At 59.7% G+C, this 17,255-nt stretch carries 15 protein-coding genes; 7 read left to right on the forward strand and 8 right to left on the reverse strand.

All coding sequences use genetic code 11. The annotated features are described in order from the left end of the window. Positions 1–41 precede the first annotated feature (41 nt). Positions 42–1,367, reverse strand: coding sequence for a lipid IV(A) 3-deoxy-D-manno-octulosonic acid transferase (gene waaA / locus C0039_RS01405; RefSeq protein WP_232334910.1), 1,326 nt, complete (start codon positions 1,365–1,367; stop codon positions 42–44). Between the two features lie 107 nt (positions 1,368–1,474). Between waaA and C0039_RS01410 the strand changes: the two genes are divergently transcribed. After that, positions 1,475–2,671, forward strand: a complete 1,197-nt coding sequence (locus C0039_RS01410) for an FAD-dependent oxidoreductase (RefSeq protein ID WP_075999672.1) — start codon at positions 1,475–1,477, stop codon at positions 2,669–2,671. A 5-nt stretch (positions 2,672–2,676) separates the two neighbouring features. Continuing rightward, positions 2,677–3,453: an aldo/keto reductase gene (locus C0039_RS01415; RefSeq protein WP_076002183.1), complete on the forward strand. Its 777-nt coding sequence runs from the start codon at positions 2,677–2,679 to the stop codon at positions 3,451–3,453. Between the two features lie 4 nt (positions 3,454–3,457). Here C0039_RS01415 and hldE read toward each other — a convergent pair whose 3' ends face one another. Continuing rightward, positions 3,458–4,888: a bifunctional D-glycero-beta-D-manno-heptose-7-phosphate kinase/D-glycero-beta-D-manno-heptose 1-phosphate adenylyltransferase HldE gene (gene hldE, locus C0039_RS01420; RefSeq protein ID WP_075999673.1), complete on the reverse strand. Its 1,431-nt coding sequence runs from the start codon at positions 4,886–4,888 to the stop codon at positions 3,458–3,460. A 112-nt stretch (positions 4,889–5,000) separates the two neighbouring features. On the opposite strand from hldE, the gene C0039_RS01425 reads away from it, so the two are divergent. After that, positions 5,001–5,618 carry a class I SAM-dependent methyltransferase gene (locus C0039_RS01425; RefSeq protein ID WP_101517042.1) on the forward strand — a complete coding sequence of 206 codons (618 nt, stop codon included), beginning with the start codon at positions 5,001–5,003 and terminating at the stop codon, positions 5,616–5,618. Positions 5,619–5,879: 261 nt separating this feature from the next. Here C0039_RS01425 and C0039_RS01430 read toward each other — a convergent pair whose 3' ends face one another. The 3 genes from C0039_RS01430 to C0039_RS01440 are packed head-to-tail and all read right to left on the reverse strand — an operon-like array spanning position 5,880 to position 8,921. Further along, a complete protein-coding gene (locus C0039_RS01430) occupies positions 5,880–6,950 on the reverse strand; it encodes a prenyltransferase (protein WP_075999675.1) in 1,071 nt (356 codons plus the stop codon). Further along, on the reverse strand, positions 6,947–7,663 hold the full coding sequence (locus C0039_RS01435) for a class I SAM-dependent methyltransferase (RefSeq protein ID WP_101517043.1): 717 nt from the start codon (positions 7,661–7,663) through the stop codon (positions 6,947–6,949). Before C0039_RS01435 ends, C0039_RS01430 begins: the two co-directional genes overlap by 4 nt. Further along, positions 7,650–8,921: a glycosyltransferase family 4 protein gene (locus C0039_RS01440; protein ID WP_101517044.1), complete on the reverse strand. Its 1,272-nt coding sequence runs from the start codon at positions 8,919–8,921 to the stop codon at positions 7,650–7,652. Before C0039_RS01440 ends, C0039_RS01435 begins: the two co-directional genes overlap by 14 nt. A gap of 260 nt (positions 8,922–9,181) precedes the next feature. Between C0039_RS01440 and rfbA the strand changes: the two genes are divergently transcribed. Further along, the gene (rfbA, locus tag C0039_RS01445; protein ID WP_075999678.1) at positions 9,182–10,087 is read left to right on the forward strand and encodes a glucose-1-phosphate thymidylyltransferase RfbA; all 906 of its coding nucleotides are present in this window, start codon (positions 9,182–9,184) and stop codon (positions 10,085–10,087) included. Further along, the gene (gene rfbC, locus C0039_RS01450; RefSeq protein WP_075999679.1) at positions 10,077–10,625 is read left to right on the forward strand and encodes a dTDP-4-dehydrorhamnose 3,5-epimerase; all 549 of its coding nucleotides are present in this window, start codon (positions 10,077–10,079) and stop codon (positions 10,623–10,625) included. Before rfbA ends, rfbC begins: the two co-directional genes overlap by 11 nt. Positions 10,626–10,674: 49 nt before the next feature. Here rfbC and rfbB read toward each other — a convergent pair whose 3' ends face one another. From rfbB to C0039_RS01465, 3 genes are all read right to left on the reverse strand, one after another. Then, positions 10,675–11,739 carry a dTDP-glucose 4,6-dehydratase gene (gene rfbB / locus C0039_RS01455; RefSeq protein ID WP_075999680.1) on the reverse strand — a complete coding sequence of 355 codons (1,065 nt, stop codon included), beginning with the start codon at positions 11,737–11,739 and terminating at the stop codon, positions 10,675–10,677. Position 11,740: 1 nt separating this feature from the next. Further along, a complete protein-coding gene (rfbD, locus tag C0039_RS01460) occupies positions 11,741–12,622 on the reverse strand; it encodes a dTDP-4-dehydrorhamnose reductase (RefSeq protein WP_341476640.1) in 882 nt (293 codons plus the stop codon). A 108-nt stretch (positions 12,623–12,730) separates the two neighbouring features. Next, entirely contained in the window at positions 12,731–14,800 is a 2,070-nt protein-coding gene (locus C0039_RS01465) for an acyltransferase family protein (RefSeq protein ID WP_101517045.1), read from the reverse strand. Between the two features lie 128 nt (positions 14,801–14,928). On the opposite strand from C0039_RS01465, the gene C0039_RS01470 reads away from it, so the two are divergent. Both C0039_RS01470 and C0039_RS01475 read left to right on the forward strand, forming a co-directional pair. Further along, positions 14,929–16,464, forward strand: coding sequence for a hypothetical protein (locus tag C0039_RS01470; RefSeq protein ID WP_075999682.1), 1,536 nt, complete (start codon positions 14,929–14,931; stop codon positions 16,462–16,464). 115 nt (positions 16,465–16,579) lie between these two features. After that, a complete protein-coding gene (locus C0039_RS01475) occupies positions 16,580–17,248 on the forward strand; it encodes a lipopolysaccharide kinase InaA family protein (protein ID WP_075999683.1) in 669 nt (222 codons plus the stop codon). Positions 17,249–17,255 lie beyond the last annotated feature (7 nt).

The following is a 17,255-nucleotide window of genomic DNA, read 5'->3' on the forward strand; positions in this document are numbered from 1 at the left end:
GCCCTGCCAGGGCCTGACTGGAATCCGGCACTGCACGGGTTTCAAGCATCGGCCATCTCATTGGCTATCAGCCCCAGCAATCGATGGAGGGCGCCCCGATTGGCCGCTACCACAGCGGCAGCGGCCGCCCCCATCGCCTCCCGCCGCGCCTCATCCACCAGTAGTTGCTCTAAAGCCGGCCCCAGCTCCGCCGCTCCCTGCAGTTGAATCATGCCTCCGGCCTCCAGCAGCATGGTGGTAATCTCGCTGAAATTGAACATATGTGGCCCGCTGATTACCGGCACACCCCAGGCGGCGGCTTCCAGCACATTCTGTCCGCCGTGTTCGATAAAGCTGCCGCCAATTACACACACGTCGGCCGCGCCGGAGAGCAGGCGCAACTCACCCATGGTATCCCCGAGGAGTACCTGGTGCTCCGCACTCACCTCCTCTGCCGCAGAACGCCGCGCAGTTCGCAAACCACGCGACAGGCAGAGTTGATACACCGACTCAAACCGCTCCGGGTGCCGGGGAACCAGCAGACACAGCAGCCCGGGAACCCGCTCTCGCACTATTGAAAATGCATCAAGAATCAATTCCTCCTCACCCTGGTGAGTGCTGGAGGCAAGGAGCACGGGGCGGTTCTGCAGTGCCAGCCGCAATGACCGGGCCTGGTCCTGCAGGTGCTCATCAAGGTCAATATCAAATTTGATGCTACCGGTAATATGCAGACGCTCAGCCGGCAGCCCCAGCGCGAGCAGGCGCTCACCGTCGGCTGACGCCTGGCAGGCGACGCTGCCAAGCGAATTAAGCATGCCGGAGGTCAGCTTGCTGAAGCGAGCGTAACCACGGGCGGAGCGCGCAGAGAGGCGCGCGTTGGCAAGCACTATGTGGCAGCCTTGCCGGTGGCTGTAATGCAGCATGTTGGGCCACAATTCCGTTTCCATCACCACCAGCAGTTCGGGGCGCACCTTACGCAGAAATCGGGACACGGCACCGGGAATGTCCCAGGGTAAATACACATGAAATACACGATCGCCGAACAGCGCCTGAACCCGCTCAGAACCCGTGGGTGTGGTAGTGGTAACGACCAGGCGATGCTCTGGCCAGCGCGCTAACAGTTGCTCTATCAACGGAGCCGCTGCCAGCGTCTCGCCCACTGACACAGCGTGCACCCAAATGACTTTGCCCTCGGTCACCTGCCGGGGACAGCTGAATACACCAAACCTCTCGGCCAGGCGCTGGCGGTAAGCCGGCGCTCGCCGCGACCGCAGCAGCATGCGCACCAGCAGAACTGGCACCAACAGGTAAAACAGGGCGCTATACAGGTAGCGCATAGGCGTGTCCTCAAAATCAGCTTGCCAGAGCATATCAGTCATAACCAGCATGAGCCCGCCTGAACAGTGATTTTTTCACCCCTGCAAGCAGCGTAGCAAGCGCCCTGAAGCTGCAATATCAGGCTATAATCGAGCTTTCGATTTTCCTGGAGCGGCCCATGGGCTCGCCTGTACTGAACACTGACATCGCCATAATCGGCGGCGGCATCGCCGGCCTGTGGACCCTCAACCAATTGCGCAACCGCGGCTTCAATGCCGTGTTGTTCGAACAGGGCGCACTGGGCAGCAACCAGACCATTGCCTCCCAGGGCATGATCCATGGAGGTATCAAGTACGCCCTGTCCGGTGCCTGGAGTGGCAGCTCCGAGGCTATCTCCGCCATGCCCGCGATCTGGCGCAGCTGCCTGCACGGCAAAGGCAAGGTCGATCTGCGCGCTTGCAACGTGCTCAGCGAGAATTTTTACCTGTGGTCGCACACCGGGCTCACCTCCCGGGTAAGTTCCTTTTTCGCCAGCAAGATGCTGCGCGGAAGAGTAGAAAAACTCTCCCGCGAAAACTACCCGGCGCCGCTGCGCTCACCGCAATTCAAAGGCCAGGCCTACCGACTTGTCGACCTGGTACTGGACGTACCCTCGCTGGTGAAAGCGCTGGCCGACCAGCACCAGGAAGCCATTTTCTCCATAGACTGGTCCACTGCGTCGCTGCATGTGGAAGATCGCCAGGCCAGGTTGCAAACGCCCGATTGCGAACTGCGGCCGCGCCAGCTATTGCTGACCGCCGGCACCGGCAACGAGGAACTGGTGGCGGCACTGGGCGGCGCTGAGCCGGCCATGCAGCGCCGCCCACTGCAACAGGTACTGGTAAAGCACCAGTATTCCGAGCCCTTTTACTCCCACTGCACCGGTGCCAGTTCCTCACCAAGGCTGACCATTTCCAGTCACCGCACCTCGCGCGGCGAACCCGTGTGGTACCTGGGCGGCGAGCTGGCAACTGAGGGCGCCGATCTGCCCGGACCGGAACTGATCACCAGGGCCAGGCAGGAAATGGAAGAACTCATGCCATGGATTGATTTCGGCGAATGCCAATGGCGCACTCTGCGCCTGGACCGGGGGGAACCACGCCAATCTGCCCTGTTGCGTCCGGACAGCGCTTTTGTGGGTGCGGTGGACAGCGTGGACAACACCCTGGTGGCCTGGCCTACCAAACTCAGCCTCAGTCCAAACCTGGCCGACGAAATCGAGCTCGCACTCGCCGAACGTGGCATCGAACCCGGCCCGGCTGTGGATCTCGCGCCGCTGCACGCAATGGGGCAACCCGCAGTGGCCGAAACCTGCTGGGACAGTCTGTTCTCGTGAGCTGGATGCGCCCACTGGGCAGTACCGGCCTGCAGGTCAGCGCTCTGGGCCTGGGCACGGTAAAACTGGGCCGGGACCAGGGCGTAAAGTATCCGCAGGGATTCAGTATCCCCGACGATCGGGCGGCAGCCGCCTTACTGGATCAGGCGCGGGACCTGGGGATCAACCTGATCGATACCGCACCGGCCTATGGCAACAGCGAACAGCGCCTGGGCAAACTACTGCGCAGCCAACGCCAGCACTGGCTCATCTGCTCTAAAGTTGGCGAGGAGTTCGAAGACGGCAAATCTTACTTTGATTTCAGCCCCGAGCATGCCCGCAGATCAGTCGAACGCAGCCTGCAGCGGCTGCAAACCGAGGTAATCGATATCGTGCTGGTGCACTCCGATGGCGAGGACATGGAGATCATTGAGCGCCTGGGCACCCTGCAGGCGCTGGCTGAGTTGAAGTCAGCAGGCCTGATTCGCAGTTATGGTATCTCCACCAAAACAGTGGAGGGCGGCAAGGCCGCCGCTCACGTCGCCGACGTCGTAATGCTTACCTATAACCTGGCACACCAGGAAGAATCAGTGGTACTGGATACGTGCCGGGAACTGGGTAAGGGGGCATTGATCAAGAAGGCCCTGGCCAGTGGTCACCTGGCGCAGATGAAAGACCCGGTCCAGGCCTCCATGGACCTGGTGTTTGCGCACCCGGGCACCAGTGCAGCTATAGTCGGCACTATAACTCCAGCGCACCTGGCAGCCAATGTGGCCGCTGTGCGCAGAGTTACGGGAGAGTAAACACTTACTCACCTTGTTGTATCCGACTGACTATCGCCGTCGTAGAGAGGTTATCGACAACGCTCAGGACCCGCACTTCACCGCCATAAGCCTCAACGATTTCCCAGCCTACAACCGCTTCCTTATCCACATAATCGCCACCCTTTACCAACACATCTGGCTTCAGGGCCTGCAACAATGACCGCGGCGTGTCGTCAGCAAAACTGACAACCCAGTCCACCGCTTCCAGTCCGGCAAGCACCGCCATCCGCCTTTCTACCGCGTTGATAGGCCGGCCCTTGCCCTTGAGGCGGCGCACTGAATCATCAGAATTAACCGCCACAATCAACCTGTCTCCCTGCTGTCGCGCCTCCTCCAGGTAGGAAATGTGCCCGGCGTGAATGATGTCGAAACAACCATTGGTAAACACCACCTTCTCGCCGTGGCTGCGCGCGTCCGCAACCGCGATCTGTAACTGCTCCAGGGTGACCGCACCGCGCTCCGATCCCTGATCTTGCTGCACCGCCCGGCGCAGTTCAGGGCCGCTTACCGTCGCCGTGCCCAGCTTGCCCACCACAATACTGGCGGCGATGTTGGCCAGGGCGACCGCCTCGGGCAGAGCCGCGCCAGCAGCGATCGCGCTGGCCAGTACGGCGATGACCGTATCGCCGGCACCAGTGACGTCAAACACTTCACGCGCCCTGGCCGGCAAGTGCAATTCCTCCTCGCCCGGGCGCAGCAGGGTCATGCCCTGCTCCCCGCGCGTGACCAGCAGCGCCTGCAGCGACAGCTCACTCATCAGCTGTTCGCCGCGCTCAACGAGTTCTGCTTCACTGGGGCAGGGACCGACCACGGTCTCGAATTCGTGAAAATTGGGCGTCAGTAGCGTCGCTCCCCGATAGCGGGCGAAGTCTGTCCCTTTGGGATCCACCAGCACAGGCACCCCGGCCTCGCGAGCGGCAGCAATCAGCGGTTCCGGGTCACCCAGTGCGCCCTTGGCGTAATCCGACAGCACCAGAACGCCACAATGGGGTAACAACTGGGTAAGTGAATCGGTCAGTGGCGCGCCGGCGCCGGACAGACCAGGCTCTTCAAAATCCAGGCGTATTAACTGCTGGTGACGGCTGATCACCCGCAACTTGGTGATAGTCGGGTGACCGGGGACCCGGGTAAAGCCGCAGTGAACACCGGCCCCTGCCAGCATATCCTCCAGCGAGTCCGCCATCTCGTCATCGCCGGTGTACCCGCAGAGTTGCGCACCCGCGCCCAGCGCCGCAATATTCAGCGCCACGTTGCCTGCACCGCCCGGACGATCGCTAATTTGCTCTACCTTGACCACCGGCACCGGCGCCTCCGGGGAAATTCGCGAGGTACCGCCCTCCCAGTAACGGTCGAGCATGATGTCCCCCAGAACCAGTACCTGGGCCTGATCAAAGCGGGGCATTTCCAGTTTCATCAGTTGCTGTCCTCAGCAGATGTTAATCTGCGACCATGATAGCACGCCGGCGGCTTGCCTCAGGCTAACAAAACAGCTACTTTGCCCTGCCCGTTAACAGGACGTTCCCCCCATGATCCCCGACCTTCCCGGCAATATCGATGACATCAAGGGCTTCCTTGCCGACGATGAAGCTGCGGCACTCTACCGCCATGCCGCGGAAGCGAGCCAGTGTGGGCCGGTACTGGAGATTGGCAGCTACTGCGGCAAATCCACTATCTACCTGGGTCTCGCCTGTCGCCAGAACAACGCAACGGTCTTCGCCCTGGACCATCACCGCGGTTCGGAAGAACACCAGTTCGGGGAATACTTTCACGATCCGGCGCTGTATGACTCGGGCGAGGGGCTGATGGATACGTTTCGCGAATTTCGTCGCAATATCCGCGAGGCAAACCTGGACGATACCGTCGTACCCGTTGTCGCCGGCTCTGAGGCGACAGCAAATCAATGGCAGACGCCGCTGGCCATGGTTTTCATCGACGGCGGCCACAGTCTGGATGCGGCCCTGACCGACTATCGCTGCTGGACTGCTCACCTGATGCGCGGCGGTATCCTGGCAATTCACGATTTGTTTGAAGATGCGCACGCGGGCGGCCAGGCGCCGTTTGCGATATACCGCATGGCCCTGGCATCGGGGTTGTTTGCAGACCTGGGGCGGGTAAATACGCTAGGGTTGTTGCGACGCCTCTGAGCTGGAGACTTTCCGGCCAACTGGCCAGTGCCGGGGAGGCCGCCTGCTGAAACAGTCAGGTCACTGCTTTTTGCGCAGCCGGCTTGTCGGGGGTGTTCCGCGAGGACTGTCTGAGGCGCTGAAAGGTTGCGCCCAGCAACCTTTGCTGAGTCCCGCAGCGGCCCGACAATCCGGCGGAGCATGTGACCGTTTCAGCAGGCGGCCTCCCCGGCACTGGCCGGCTTCCGTTACTCAGTTTTGAATGCGTACAGAGGCGAGAAGTCAGTCGGCTTTTACAATACGCTCTTGCGCATCTTCACCCAGCAGCTGCACTGAGCAGAACAGCCTGGAAGCGGCGGTATGTTCGGTGAGCGCGTCAGCCGCCAACAAAATGGCGCCGGCGGTCCAGGTGGGTTTTTCGTCTGGCCAGAGCAGGTCTTCTACCATCTGGTATCCCGTCCAGTAGGAACCATCTTCCAGGCGCCACTGATGCAGCCAGCTGTAAACCTCCACCGCGCGAGCGTGATCGCCAGCGGCGAGCAGCGCCATCACCAGCTCACAGGATTCGGCAACGGTAACCCAGGGTTCGTCGGAGACACAGCGGCAACCCAGCTGATTCTCCACAAACTCTTCCCAGCGGGAAGCGAGCCTGGCGCGGGCATCCTTCTGTGACAGCACACCCGTCAGTACCGGGTAAAACCAGTCCATGGAGTAGCGCGCCTTGCTCTCCCAGGTGCGGTCAAATCGCTCGGGTTTGCTGCGCAGTGCATGGCCCAGGCGCTCGCGTGCGCTCAACCAATGCGGCCGGGGCTCATCGAGCGTGTAGGCAATGTTATGGGCACATTCCAGGCTTTTGTAAACTGAACTGCATCCCGTGACCAGCGCGTCATCCTTGGGCGCCCCTTCTCCGTCAACTGCCCAGAGAATATCTCCATGTTCGGTTTGCAAAGCCAGGGCAAAGCCGATGGCCTTATCGACCATGGGCCACATCGCGCGCAGGAAGTCGCGGTCCTCGGTAATCAGATAATGGTGCCAGACGCCCACAGCGATATAGGCAACAAAATTGGTTTCCCGACGCTCGCTGTTGTCCACCTCCTCACCGCGGTAGGAAGCCCACCAGCTGCCGTCCACCAACTGCATGCTGTACAGCCACTCATAGGCTTTGCGTGCGGCGTCATATTCGCCGCCTATAGACAAACCCATCGCCGCTTCTACGTGATCCCAGGGATCGGCGTAGCCGCCATCGAACCAGGGGATTTCGCCGCTGGGGCGCTGCGTCTCGAGAATAAACGCCACCGTGGGGCGCAGGAATTCGGCGGGAAACAGGCCCCGGCTCAGATATAGGCCGCTCATGCCGAAGCTCCCTTACGAAAGTACATGACCACGCTCTTGCCCATTACCGGGTTCATCACCTGTTCAGCGACGCGGGTGATGGCAGGGTGCTCCATCAGGTCCCACACAAGCAGCCGATGATACTGCCGTACCAGCCAGTTGCTATCCTGCTTGTCCCAGAACAGGCACTTCAACCACCAGAAAGGTGAGTGCAGTGCGTGGGCCCAATGCCGGTGGTAGTGACTAAAGCCCAACTTTTCGATATCACCGCGCAGCGCGCTGGCGCGGAAAATACGAATATGGCCGCCGGGCGTGTTGTGGTAATCCTCGCTGAGGGCCCAGCAAATTTTCTCTGGCCAGCGGCGCGGCACGCTGGCGCAAAACAGGCCGCCAGGCTTTAGCACACGCTCGATTTCACGCAGCGCGCCGCGATAGTCAGGAATATGTTCCAACACCTCGCTGCAGATAACCTTGTCGAAAGTACTGTCGGCAAAAGGGAGCTCCAGGGCATTGGCTGAGGACAGGGCGAAGGTCTTGGATTCGTTTTCGGGCTCGGCAAATTCGCGAAATTTTTCCTGTGTGGTACGCAGGTCGTCCAGCGACAAGTCTACACCGATGGAATGCACCTCTGCTTCGAGGTAAGCCGAAATAACGTGGCGGCCCTCACCGCAACCCAGGTCCAGCACCAGGTCTCCGGCCCTGAGGGGCAGGTGCTTGAAATCAACCGTCTGCATTGGCCAGTACTTCCCGATAATAGGCTGTCATCTCGCCGGCGCACACCTGCCAGCAGAATTTCTCGTCAATACGGCGTCGACCCGCCTCGCCCAACTCCTGCCGATGCGTGGGGTCCTGCAGCAAAGCATCAATCGCCGTCACCATGGCGTCCACATTTTTAGCCGGGACAATGACTCCCGCATCGCCGACCACTTCCGGAAGGGCGCCACCATCGGTGGACACCACCGGCACGCCGCAGGCCATGGCCTCGCCCGCAGGCAGACCGAAGCCTTCATAAACCGACGGCACCACAGCAACGGTGGCCTCTGCGTAATAACGCACCATCTGCTCGGTGCTGATACCGCTGACAAACTGGATTTTGTCCTGCAGCTTGAGCTTCTTCACCAGCTTTTCAGTCTTGCCGCCCGGCAACGGTTTACTCACCAGCAATAACTCCAGCTCCGGATAGGTTTCCAGCAGCCTGGCGTAGGCGCGTATCAGGAAGCGGGTTCCTTTCAGGGGCGCATCGGCACTACAGGTCGCCATCAGGCGTCGGGAGCGACGCCGGACACCCGGCACGGGCCGGAACGTATCAGTATCGATACCGTTGTGGACCACGCTGATGCCCGCCGGCTGCAGCCCGAAGTCGCGAGCTATATCCTGACGGGAGCAATCTGACACCGTCACCACATTGTGCAACTGTTTGACGACCTTCTTCTGCATGGTGAGAAAGGAATGCCAGCGGCGAATCAGCAAACGCTCCCAGGGATTCCGCGCAGCGTTCAGGGCAATGCGCAGATCCGAGGTGATCGGATGGTGTACGGTGGTGACCAGCGGCAGGCCCATGCGTTGTAACTCCAGCATACCGAAACTGAGGCTCTGGTTATCGTGGACCAGGTCATACTCCCCGCGGTGCTTGCGCAGGTATTTAACGGCACGCCGCCCGAAAGTATAAGGCTCGGCAAACCCTCCGGTAAGCTTGCTACCCCACTCGATAATGTTGGTCATCGACTGCAGGTGACGCGGACGCAGGGAAAGCAGGCCATTCTCGAACAGGTCCAGGCTGGGTAGTTCGATGAGGCGCACCCGGGAATCCAGGTGCGGGTACGGAGGACCGGAAATCACGTCAACTTTATGCCCGGCATCCACCAGCGCTTTACTCAGATAGCGCAAGTAGACGCCCTGGCCACCGCCATGCGGCTGGCTGCGATACCCGAGCAAGGCTATGCGCAGGGGCTTGCCAGCTATCGCCTCCGTTGTGAGGCCGGCCAACGCCACACTGGGCTGAGGCTCTGTTGCGAGTACTGTCTCTAGCTGCCTGATGTCGGCATCCTCGTTAGGTCTGGCGGAGTGCGGGTCTTCCGGAGGCGGGATCGCGCGTCAGTCGCGGCAGTTTCCCGCGGCAAAGGGGCAAGATTGTAAGCAGCGACTGATCAAAAATCCACCCCCTTGCCGGGCGCATAGTGAACCGGTCGTGGTGCCAGCATGGCGCCAATCTGGGTATACTTGTCTGCTCACCTAACGAGTTTGAACCCCCTATGAGTGAAACCACCTACAAAGGTATTATCCTGGCGGGCGGATCCGGTACCCGCCTGCACCCCCTGACAAGTACTGTGTCCAAGCAGTTGATGCCTATATACGACAAGCCGATGATCTATTATCCGCTGGCCACACTGATGCTTGCCGGGATACGCGACATACTGGTGATCACCACACCCAGGGATCAGGCTGCCTTTGCCGACCTGCTGGGCGACGGCTCCAAATGGGGTATCAGCATCACCTATACGGTACAGCCCAGTCCCGACGGTCTGGCACAGGCCTTCATACTCGGGGAAGACTTTATCGGCGACGACAAAGTCGCCCTGGTGCTGGGCGACAACATTTTCTACGGTGGGGGCTTCACTCTGAAACTGCAGAACGCGGCCCAGCGCCAGTCCGGGGCCTCGGTGTTCGCCTACTATGTGCAGGACCCGGAGCGATACGGCGTGGTCTCTTTCGACGCGAACGGTGTAGCCCAGGATATCGAGGAGAAGCCAGCCGCACCGAAATCACACTACGCGGTAACCGGGCTCTATTTCTATGACAACGACGTGGTAGACATCGCCAGGAACATCAAACCCTCTCCACGGGGCGAACTGGAGATTACTGATGTCAACAAGATATACATGCAACGCGGTGATCTCAACGTGGAGGTCATGAGCCGTGGCAGCGCCTGGCTGGATACCGGCACTCACAATTCCCTGCTGGACGCGGCCAACTTTGTGCGCGTGGTTGAAGAACGCCAGGGACTGAAGATCGCCTGCCCGGAAGAGGTGGCGTTCCGCATGGGTTACATTTCCGCAGAGGAACTGCTCGAACTGGCCAGGCCCCTGGAAAAGAGCGGCTATGGTCTCTACCTGAACAGTCTGCTAAGTGAAGACGGGGTCGTTTTCCATGAAGTTTGAAACCACTCCCCTGCAGGGGGTCTACCTGCTTACGCCGCAGGTTTTCGGCGACGAGCGTGGCTTTTTCCTGGAGAGCTGGAACGAGCGCACTTTCGCCAACGAGGGCTTTGACCTGGAGTTCGTGCAGGATAATCACAGCCGCTCCGCACAGGGCATTCTTCGCGGCATGCACTATCAGACCGAACACACCCAGGGAAAACTGGTGCGGGTCACCAGTGGTGCGGTGTTCGACGCCGTAGTGGACATGCGTCGGGACTCGCCCACCCTGGGACAGTGGTTTGGCGCTACCCTGAGCGAAGAGAACCATCAGATGTTGTGGGTGCCACCGGGTTTCGCCCATGGTTTCTACGTGCTCAGCGAATACGCCGACTTCCAGTACAAGTGCACCAATACCTATGACCCCGGCAGCGAGGTTTCACTGGCCTGGGATGATCCCTCGGTAGGCATTGAGTGGCCCATTCCTGAAGGTGAGGTTCCCCGCCTGTCGGGGAAAGACGCGGAAGGGCTGGCCTTCAGCGCAGCACCGTTGCTGGACTAAAACAAAAAAGGGCGTGGCAGGGCCGCCCGGGCCCTTGCCTGGGCGCGGGCTAGTGAAGCAGTGGCCGCCACCAGTCCTCGTTGTCAAAATACCAGTCCAGGGTCCGGGCCAAACCGGTCTCGAAGGTCTCCGCCGGTGAATAACCTAACGCCTGGTTTATCTTGCTGGCATCAATCGCGTAGCGCCAGTCGTGACCGGCGCGGTCCTCCACGAAACGGATCAGGTCGCGGGCACTGCCCCCGCTGGCGCAAGGCGCATCCGGGAAGCGCTCTGCCAGGCCTGGATCTGCAGCGAAACGCGCGTCCAGCTGATCACACAGCAAGTGGACGATATCCAGGTTATTCCATTCATTGTTGCCGCCGATGTTATAGGTCTCGCCGACCACGCCCTGCAGCAGTACCTTCTCGATGCCCCGGCAGTGATCTTCCACGTACAGCCAGTCACGAATGTTGCTGCCATCACCGTAAACCGGGAGCGGCAATCCTCGAAGAATATTAGTCAGGCACAGCGGAATAAGCTTTTCCGGGAAGTGAAAGGGCCCGTAATTATTGGAACAGTTGCTGGTAGTGACCTGAAGCCCATATGTATGGTGATAGGCTCGGACCAGGTGGTCCGACGCTGCCTTGCTGGCCGAGTAAGGTGAGTTGGGCTCGTACTTCTGCTCTTCATAGAAGCCGGGAGCGTCGGCAGCCAAAGATCCGTATACCTCGTCGGTGGAGACATGGTGGAACCGATGCGTCAGCGGAGCGGCGCCTGCCAACCAGTATTCCCGGGCAGCCTTGAGCAGGCTGTGTGTACCCACCACGTTGGTCTCGATAAAAGCATCGGGCCCGGTAATCGAGCGGTCGACATGGCTTTCGGCGGCAAAGTGAACCAGCATATCCACATCAAACTCTTGCAGCGTGGCCAGCACTTTGTCGTAATCACAGATATCAGCATGGACAAAGTGGAAGCCGTCTTCCCCTTCCAGAGTAGCTATATTTTCACGGTTTCCCGCATAGGTCAGCGCATCATAGGCAACAATGCGGTCCTGCGGATGTTGGCGGCGCCAGTAATGGACGAAATTGGCGCCGATGAAACCCGCCGCGCCCGTAACCAATAGTGATCTGGCCAAGTTAACTCTCCTTTAGTTCCTGTAGCATCTCGCGCAACTGCACACGCCAGTGCCTGCCTTCGGTTTCCAGGGCCTCCCAGGCACCGTCCTTGTTCAACACGCTGTAGGCCGGACGCTCAGCGGGAGTCGGATAGGCACTGCCAGGAATGGGCCTGACCCGCGGACGCCGCGAAAGTAACTCCATGGCGTGACCCTCCTCGGCAATCGCCACGGCGAAGTCGTACCAACTGCACACCCCGGCGTCTGTCCAGTGCATTATCCCCTGCAGATAAGGCTTCTGTGCCGCCAACCACAGGGCAGTGGCCAGACCCCTGGCCCAGGTAGGTGTGCCAACCTGGTCCGCCACCACGGCGATTTCTTCACGCTCAGCCATAAGCTTGAGCATGGTCTTGACGAAATTGGCGCCATAAGCGGAGTAGACCCAGGCCGTGCGCACGATCAATGCGGTGGGCAGTGCTGCCTGCACCGCTCGCTCCCCTGCCAGCTTGCTGCGACCATACTCACCCAGGGGTGCAGTGGGGGCGTCAGGGAGATAGGGCTTTGAATTGCTGCCATCAAACACAAAATCAGTGGAGACATGCATCAAACGGGCACCGGCATCAGCACAGGCGGCGGCGATATAACCCGCGCCTTCGCCGTTTATACGCATAGCCAGCGCTGGCTCGGACTCCGCTTTATCTACAGCCGTGTAGGCGGCTGCATTAATCACCAGGTCAGGTTGGATACGGTCGACTAGCGCCTTCACCGCGCGCGCATCACCAATATCCAGGTCCGCACGGCTTAAAGCCAGGCACTCAATAGCGGCCGGAGCGGTGCGCAATAGCTCCCGACCCAGCTGTCCTCCCGCGCCGGTAACCAGCACTTTACTTACCACGCCATGCACCGCCCAGTCCTTTGTTCACGACTCGCCCCGTGTGTTATTCCAAGGGCGCAAGTGTATTGGGGCCCCATGAAAATGCCCAGAATTTTCTCTACGAGCATACGGCCTTCATCACTGTGTTGCTGTGTCGGTCACAATTTGCAGCAATGGATTCGCGCCCCGGGCCAACATTCCGCGCGCGAGCGCCTTACCGCCGGAAAAATTGAGGTGGGTGACATCGTGGTAAATATAGCGCCCCTCCAGCACCGTCCGGCATTGGCCGTGCTCGCAGAGAAAGTCCATCGGATCAATGATGTGCACGCCTGGCGTCCCCGCGGTAAGGCGCTCCAGCGCTGCACGCGCCATTGCCCGATTGTCCGCAAACAGTTCAGCCGGATAAAGACCACGCAAGGTCTGGCAGGTATCACCCTTGCGCAGCAAGCCGGAGCTGAAAAGCCTGTCCCACCGGCTGGCCAGATCCAGCTCATCCAGGCCAATGCATCGCACATCGGGATTGTCGGGGATATCCTGGATGGCCAGATAGAGAATGACCGGGTGCCCGCGGTCAGCAAACCAGCGCACAGTATGCGCAAAGGCCTCCTCAAAGCCGGGTTTAAAGTTGATTCGCCGGTCGACCAGATACCGGTGCCAGGCAGCGCCGAGTACGACCGGCCCCCGATACCCCGCTGTTATCCAGTCGCGGGTGCTGTCGATGCGCAGGCGGAACTTCTCGCGGTGTTCGTTGTGTCCGGACGAATCGATGCGGTACCTATCGGTATCCAGAAGAAAAGGCGAGCTACCCGAGGTGACCATCAACCCGTTTAAGTCAGCCGCCCTGCCCAACTCGTCGAATACGCCCGCCGCGGAATTGGCGTGGGAGTCGCCCAGCAGCAGGAAATCAGGCTGCCGGCCTGCCGAGTCCTGCGCGTCCGCGCCGATATAGCAGCGCAGTGAGGTATCAATCTCCGCCGCCTTATCGTGGCAGGTGGGATAGAGCTGACCCGGCTCATCGTTCAGGTATGCCAGCGCCACGCTCCGCAACGGCTCCACTAGACGATGCGGCCAGCCATCGACTTTACGCAAATATTGGTGAAAGCCCACTGATAACAGCAACGGCAACAAGAAAAAGACCAGCAAGGCAGGCGCGAAGTCCCAGCGAACCTGCCTGCGCACAGGTTGTTCAACCAATAACCAACTCAACCACGCCAGCAGCATACTGGCGAGAATAATCAGTAAACCGGTAACCCCACCCAGTGCCAGGTTGAGGTAATTGGCAATAGCAACCAGAGGCCAGTGCCAGAGATAGAGTGAGTAGGAGATAAGTCCCACGAACACCAGGGGCCGCAAAGAGAGCAGACGATAGCTGACGACCCGGTCGCTGGCGCCACCGGCATAGATGACCAACGCGGAGCCCAGACAAACCCATAGGGCATTGAAACCGGGAAAGACGCTCTGCCGGGTCAGCGTCAGCGCGAAGTAGAGGATCAATGCCATACCGGCCAGGGATAAGAGCGACAGCACCCAGGCCGACGGCCGGCGTATCCGGGTACCGTAACCCGCCAGCAGCCCGCCCAGCATGAGTTCAAAGACCCGCGCAGGCAGCAGGTAGTAGGCCTGGGCAACCGACTCGCGGGCAAGATATTCGGAGCCCAGCAGTGCCACCATGAACAGCAGGACGCCCAACACCGCCAGATGCTGGTGACTGATACGGCGCGACAGGATGCTGACCCACAACAAAGCCGGTGGCCACAGCACATAGAACTGTTCCTCTACCGCCAGCGACCAGGTATGGATCAGGGGCAATAGCTCCGCCTCGGCAGCGAAATAGCTCTGCGTTACGTCGAGAAAGTAAAAGTTACCCAGGCCGGTGAGCACATAGCGCAAACTTTCCCCCAGATCCAGGTAGTCCCCGGGGGTGAACACCGCGCCGGCAAGCAGCATGGTGAACACCACAACGACGGTGAGGGCCGGCAGCAGCCGTTTGATTCGCCGCAGGTAAAACGACTTGAAGCTGAAGCGCTGCTCACTGACCTCTTTCCAGACTATCCCGGTGATCAGGTAACCGGAGATGACAAAGAAGACGTCTACCCCGACGTAGCCACCACTGACCGGAAAGCCTGCGTGATAGAGCAGCACCAGGAGTACAGCGACGGCTCGCAATCCATCTATGTCAGGACGATATGTCGTATCTGGTTTTTGCATCACTTATTGCAGGTTCCCGGTATCTCTGCCGTCTTGCGTCATCGCTATTTTGTCTCCAGCCGGCCCCACTTTGCTAGCCTGGCCTATCCGCTACGGGTAGACTACCAGCCAAACAAGAACCCCGTCAGGTGCCGAAGATTCCCGACATCGCTTCCGAAGCCAACATTCGTTACCGGTGGATTATTGCCGCAAGCCTGCTGCTCTCCATCTGGCTGATATGGCTGGACCCACTGATCAATCGTGACGCTATCATCTATCTGCGCGCGGCAGAGGCCTACCTGCGCGACGGTGTCGCCGCCAGTCAGCAAATATTCGGGCGACCACTACTGCCAATTTGCATCGCAACCCTGCACCAGCTTACTGGCATTCCACTGCTGTACGCCGGGCTACTGATCACCACAGCATTTTACGTGGTGCTCTGCGTGGCTTTTGTTGACACAGTGCGCGTTCTGGGCGGCAAGCGCAGCGTACAGTTAATTGCTGCCATCGTCATACTTTCACACCCATGGATTAACCACACCCGCGCCTCGATCATGCGCGACCCGATCTACCTGGCCTTTGTGGTTTTATCGCTGCGCGAAATGTTACTGTTTATTCACGCCCCCGGCATGACCCGCCAACTGCGCTGGGTCACTTACATTGTGCTGGCCACGCTGTTCCGTTTTGAGGGCGTGTTTCTAGCGGCTATGGCACCGCTGGCGCTGTTGTTCACCCGTGAGGTCGACCAACCACGACGACGCTGCATGCAGTTGCTGGTGCCACAACTACTACTCTGCGGCCTCGGTGTCGTGGCACTGTATAGCTACCAGAAACTCAACCCCGCCGCGCCGGTTCTGTTCCCTGGTATTGGCCTTTACCTGGAGCGCCTGCTGGCCTTTCCGCATACGTTTGCCGAACTGGCGCGTCAATCTGCCGAGCCCATGCTGATGTTTACCGCAAGAGACGATGCACCGATTGCAGCGGTTGCAGCGCTCGCCGCAGTTCTCATTCTCAATCTCTGCCGCGCCATCACCTGGCCCTGGGTCATCGTGCTGCTATGGGGTGCGCGGGCTGGAATCGGACACCGCTTCCGTCGCGATGACCTGGTGCTCATTTATGGCTACCTGTTTATCACGCTCGCTTACCTGAGCACGTTCGTCGCAATAAATCGCTTTATGCTGGAGCGCTATACCAGCCAGGCAGCCATTTTCCTGTTGCTGTTCCTGCCCTTCTTCCTGAGCTCCCTGTGGCACAGGGGTTCCTGGAAAAAATACCTGGTATTGGCAGTACTGCTGGGAACCTCGGCGGATACGCTGCACTCCAATACCCGGGACAAGGTTTTCATTGTCAACGCAACGCGCTGGGTAGCAGAAAATACGCCTGCAGATGCATCATTGGTGACCAATGAAAAGTATATCGCCCATTTCAGCCGCCGCGATGCGGACTGGGAGTCATTGCAACGAAAGCGCTTCAAACTGGAAACGATTCTGGACACGCCAGCGCTGTGGCAAAAGTGTGACTACCTGGTGATGTACCTGAAAAGAACTCAGGAGCCCCGTTGGCAGCAATTCTTGCAGGAGAATGGGTTCCAGGAGCTGAAGTCCTTCCAGGGCAGGCGAAAGGGTCGAGCCGTTATTGTTGCCACGGCACCCACTGGTCTCCCCCGGCAACCAGACGTAGACTAGCAAAAGCTCACCCGAAGAGGGCTTTCTCATCACCGACAATCCCGCAAGCAGCAGCAACGAGTACCACCAGCTCGCGCTGATTCTGGCCGAACATTCGCTGCCCGAGGGCTGGAGCATGGTAGGCAGTTCAGTTAACGCCAGAGTGGCGGCACAGCTAGCCGAGGGTATCTATTACAAGGAATTCCTGCCACGCAGCCCGCTGGAAACACTAAAAGCCTGTTTCAGGGGCAGTCGCGCCCAGCGCGCCCGCAGGCACAACGACGCACTACAGGAAGCGGGTTTCAGTGCGCCGAACAATATCGCCTGGGGTAAGCTTCCAGGCGGCAGGGAGTACCTTTTCAGCACAGCGGTGGCGGGCAAGGGCGTGACCAGCTGGCTGCGTGAAGAGCTGGCAATGCGCCAGGAGCAGAGCCCGAGCCTGCGCTGGGCGCTGCTCGGCGCACTGGGCACCTTCGTGGGCCGGCTTCACGCGGCCGGATTCATCCACGGTGACCTGCGCACCAGCAACGTTCTGGCGGTACTGGATGGCGAAACGTTTCATTTCGCCCTCATCGACAATGAGCGCAACGTGCAAAGCCAGCCCGCAGCGGGCCGCAGCCTGATGCGCAACCTGATGCAGCTGAACATGCTGCCAGCAGCCGACCTCAGCAATACTGATCGCATGCGCTTCTTCCGGCAATGGCGAAAGCAGATGCCGCACTACACCGAAGCGGAATCAAAGCTGCTGGCGATAGAGTCTTACCGATGGGCCATGCGCCGATTGCGCAAGAAGGGTAAGGCCTAGTACTTCT

Origin of the sequence: Pseudohalioglobus lutimaris (genome assembly GCF_002866825.1) — a bacterium.
In the GTDB taxonomy this organism is placed as follows: Bacteria; Pseudomonadota; Gammaproteobacteria; order Pseudomonadales; family Halieaceae; genus Halioglobus; species Halioglobus lutimaris.

Bases quoted from the DNA above. Each gene is read 5' to 3' on its own strand.
- C0039_RS01465 (WP_101517045.1), bottom strand. From the start codon at position 14,800: ATGCAAAAACCAGATACGACATATCGTCCTGACATAGATGGATTGCGA.
- C0039_RS01415 (WP_076002183.1), top strand. From the start codon at position 2,677: ATGCGCCCACTGGGCAGTACCGGCCTGCAGGTCAGCGCTCTGGGCCTG.
- rfbC (WP_075999679.1), top strand. From the start codon at position 10,077: ATGAAGTTTGAAACCACTCCCCTGCAGGGGGTCTACCTGCTTACGCCG.
- C0039_RS01475 (WP_075999683.1), top strand. From the start codon at position 16,580: ATGGTAGGCAGTTCAGTTAACGCCAGAGTGGCGGCACAGCTAGCCGAG.
- C0039_RS01425 (WP_101517042.1), top strand. From the start codon at position 5,001: ATGATCCCCGACCTTCCCGGCAATATCGATGACATCAAGGGCTTCCTT.
- hldE (WP_075999673.1), bottom strand. From the start codon at position 4,888: ATGAAACTGGAAATGCCCCGCTTTGATCAGGCCCAGGTACTGGTTCTG.
- C0039_RS01410 (WP_075999672.1), top strand. From the start codon at position 1,475: ATGGGCTCGCCTGTACTGAACACTGACATCGCCATAATCGGCGGCGGC.
- C0039_RS01430 (WP_075999675.1), bottom strand. From the start codon at position 6,950: ATGAGCGGCCTATATCTGAGCCGGGGCCTGTTTCCCGCCGAATTCCTG.
- C0039_RS01435 (WP_101517043.1), bottom strand. From the start codon at position 7,663: ATGCAGACGGTTGATTTCAAGCACCTGCCCCTCAGGGCCGGAGACCTG.
- rfbA (WP_075999678.1), top strand. From the start codon at position 9,182: ATGAGTGAAACCACCTACAAAGGTATTATCCTGGCGGGCGGATCCGGT.
- waaA (WP_232334910.1), bottom strand. From the start codon at position 1,367: ATGCTGGTTATGACTGATATGCTCTGGCAAGCTGATTTTGAGGACACG.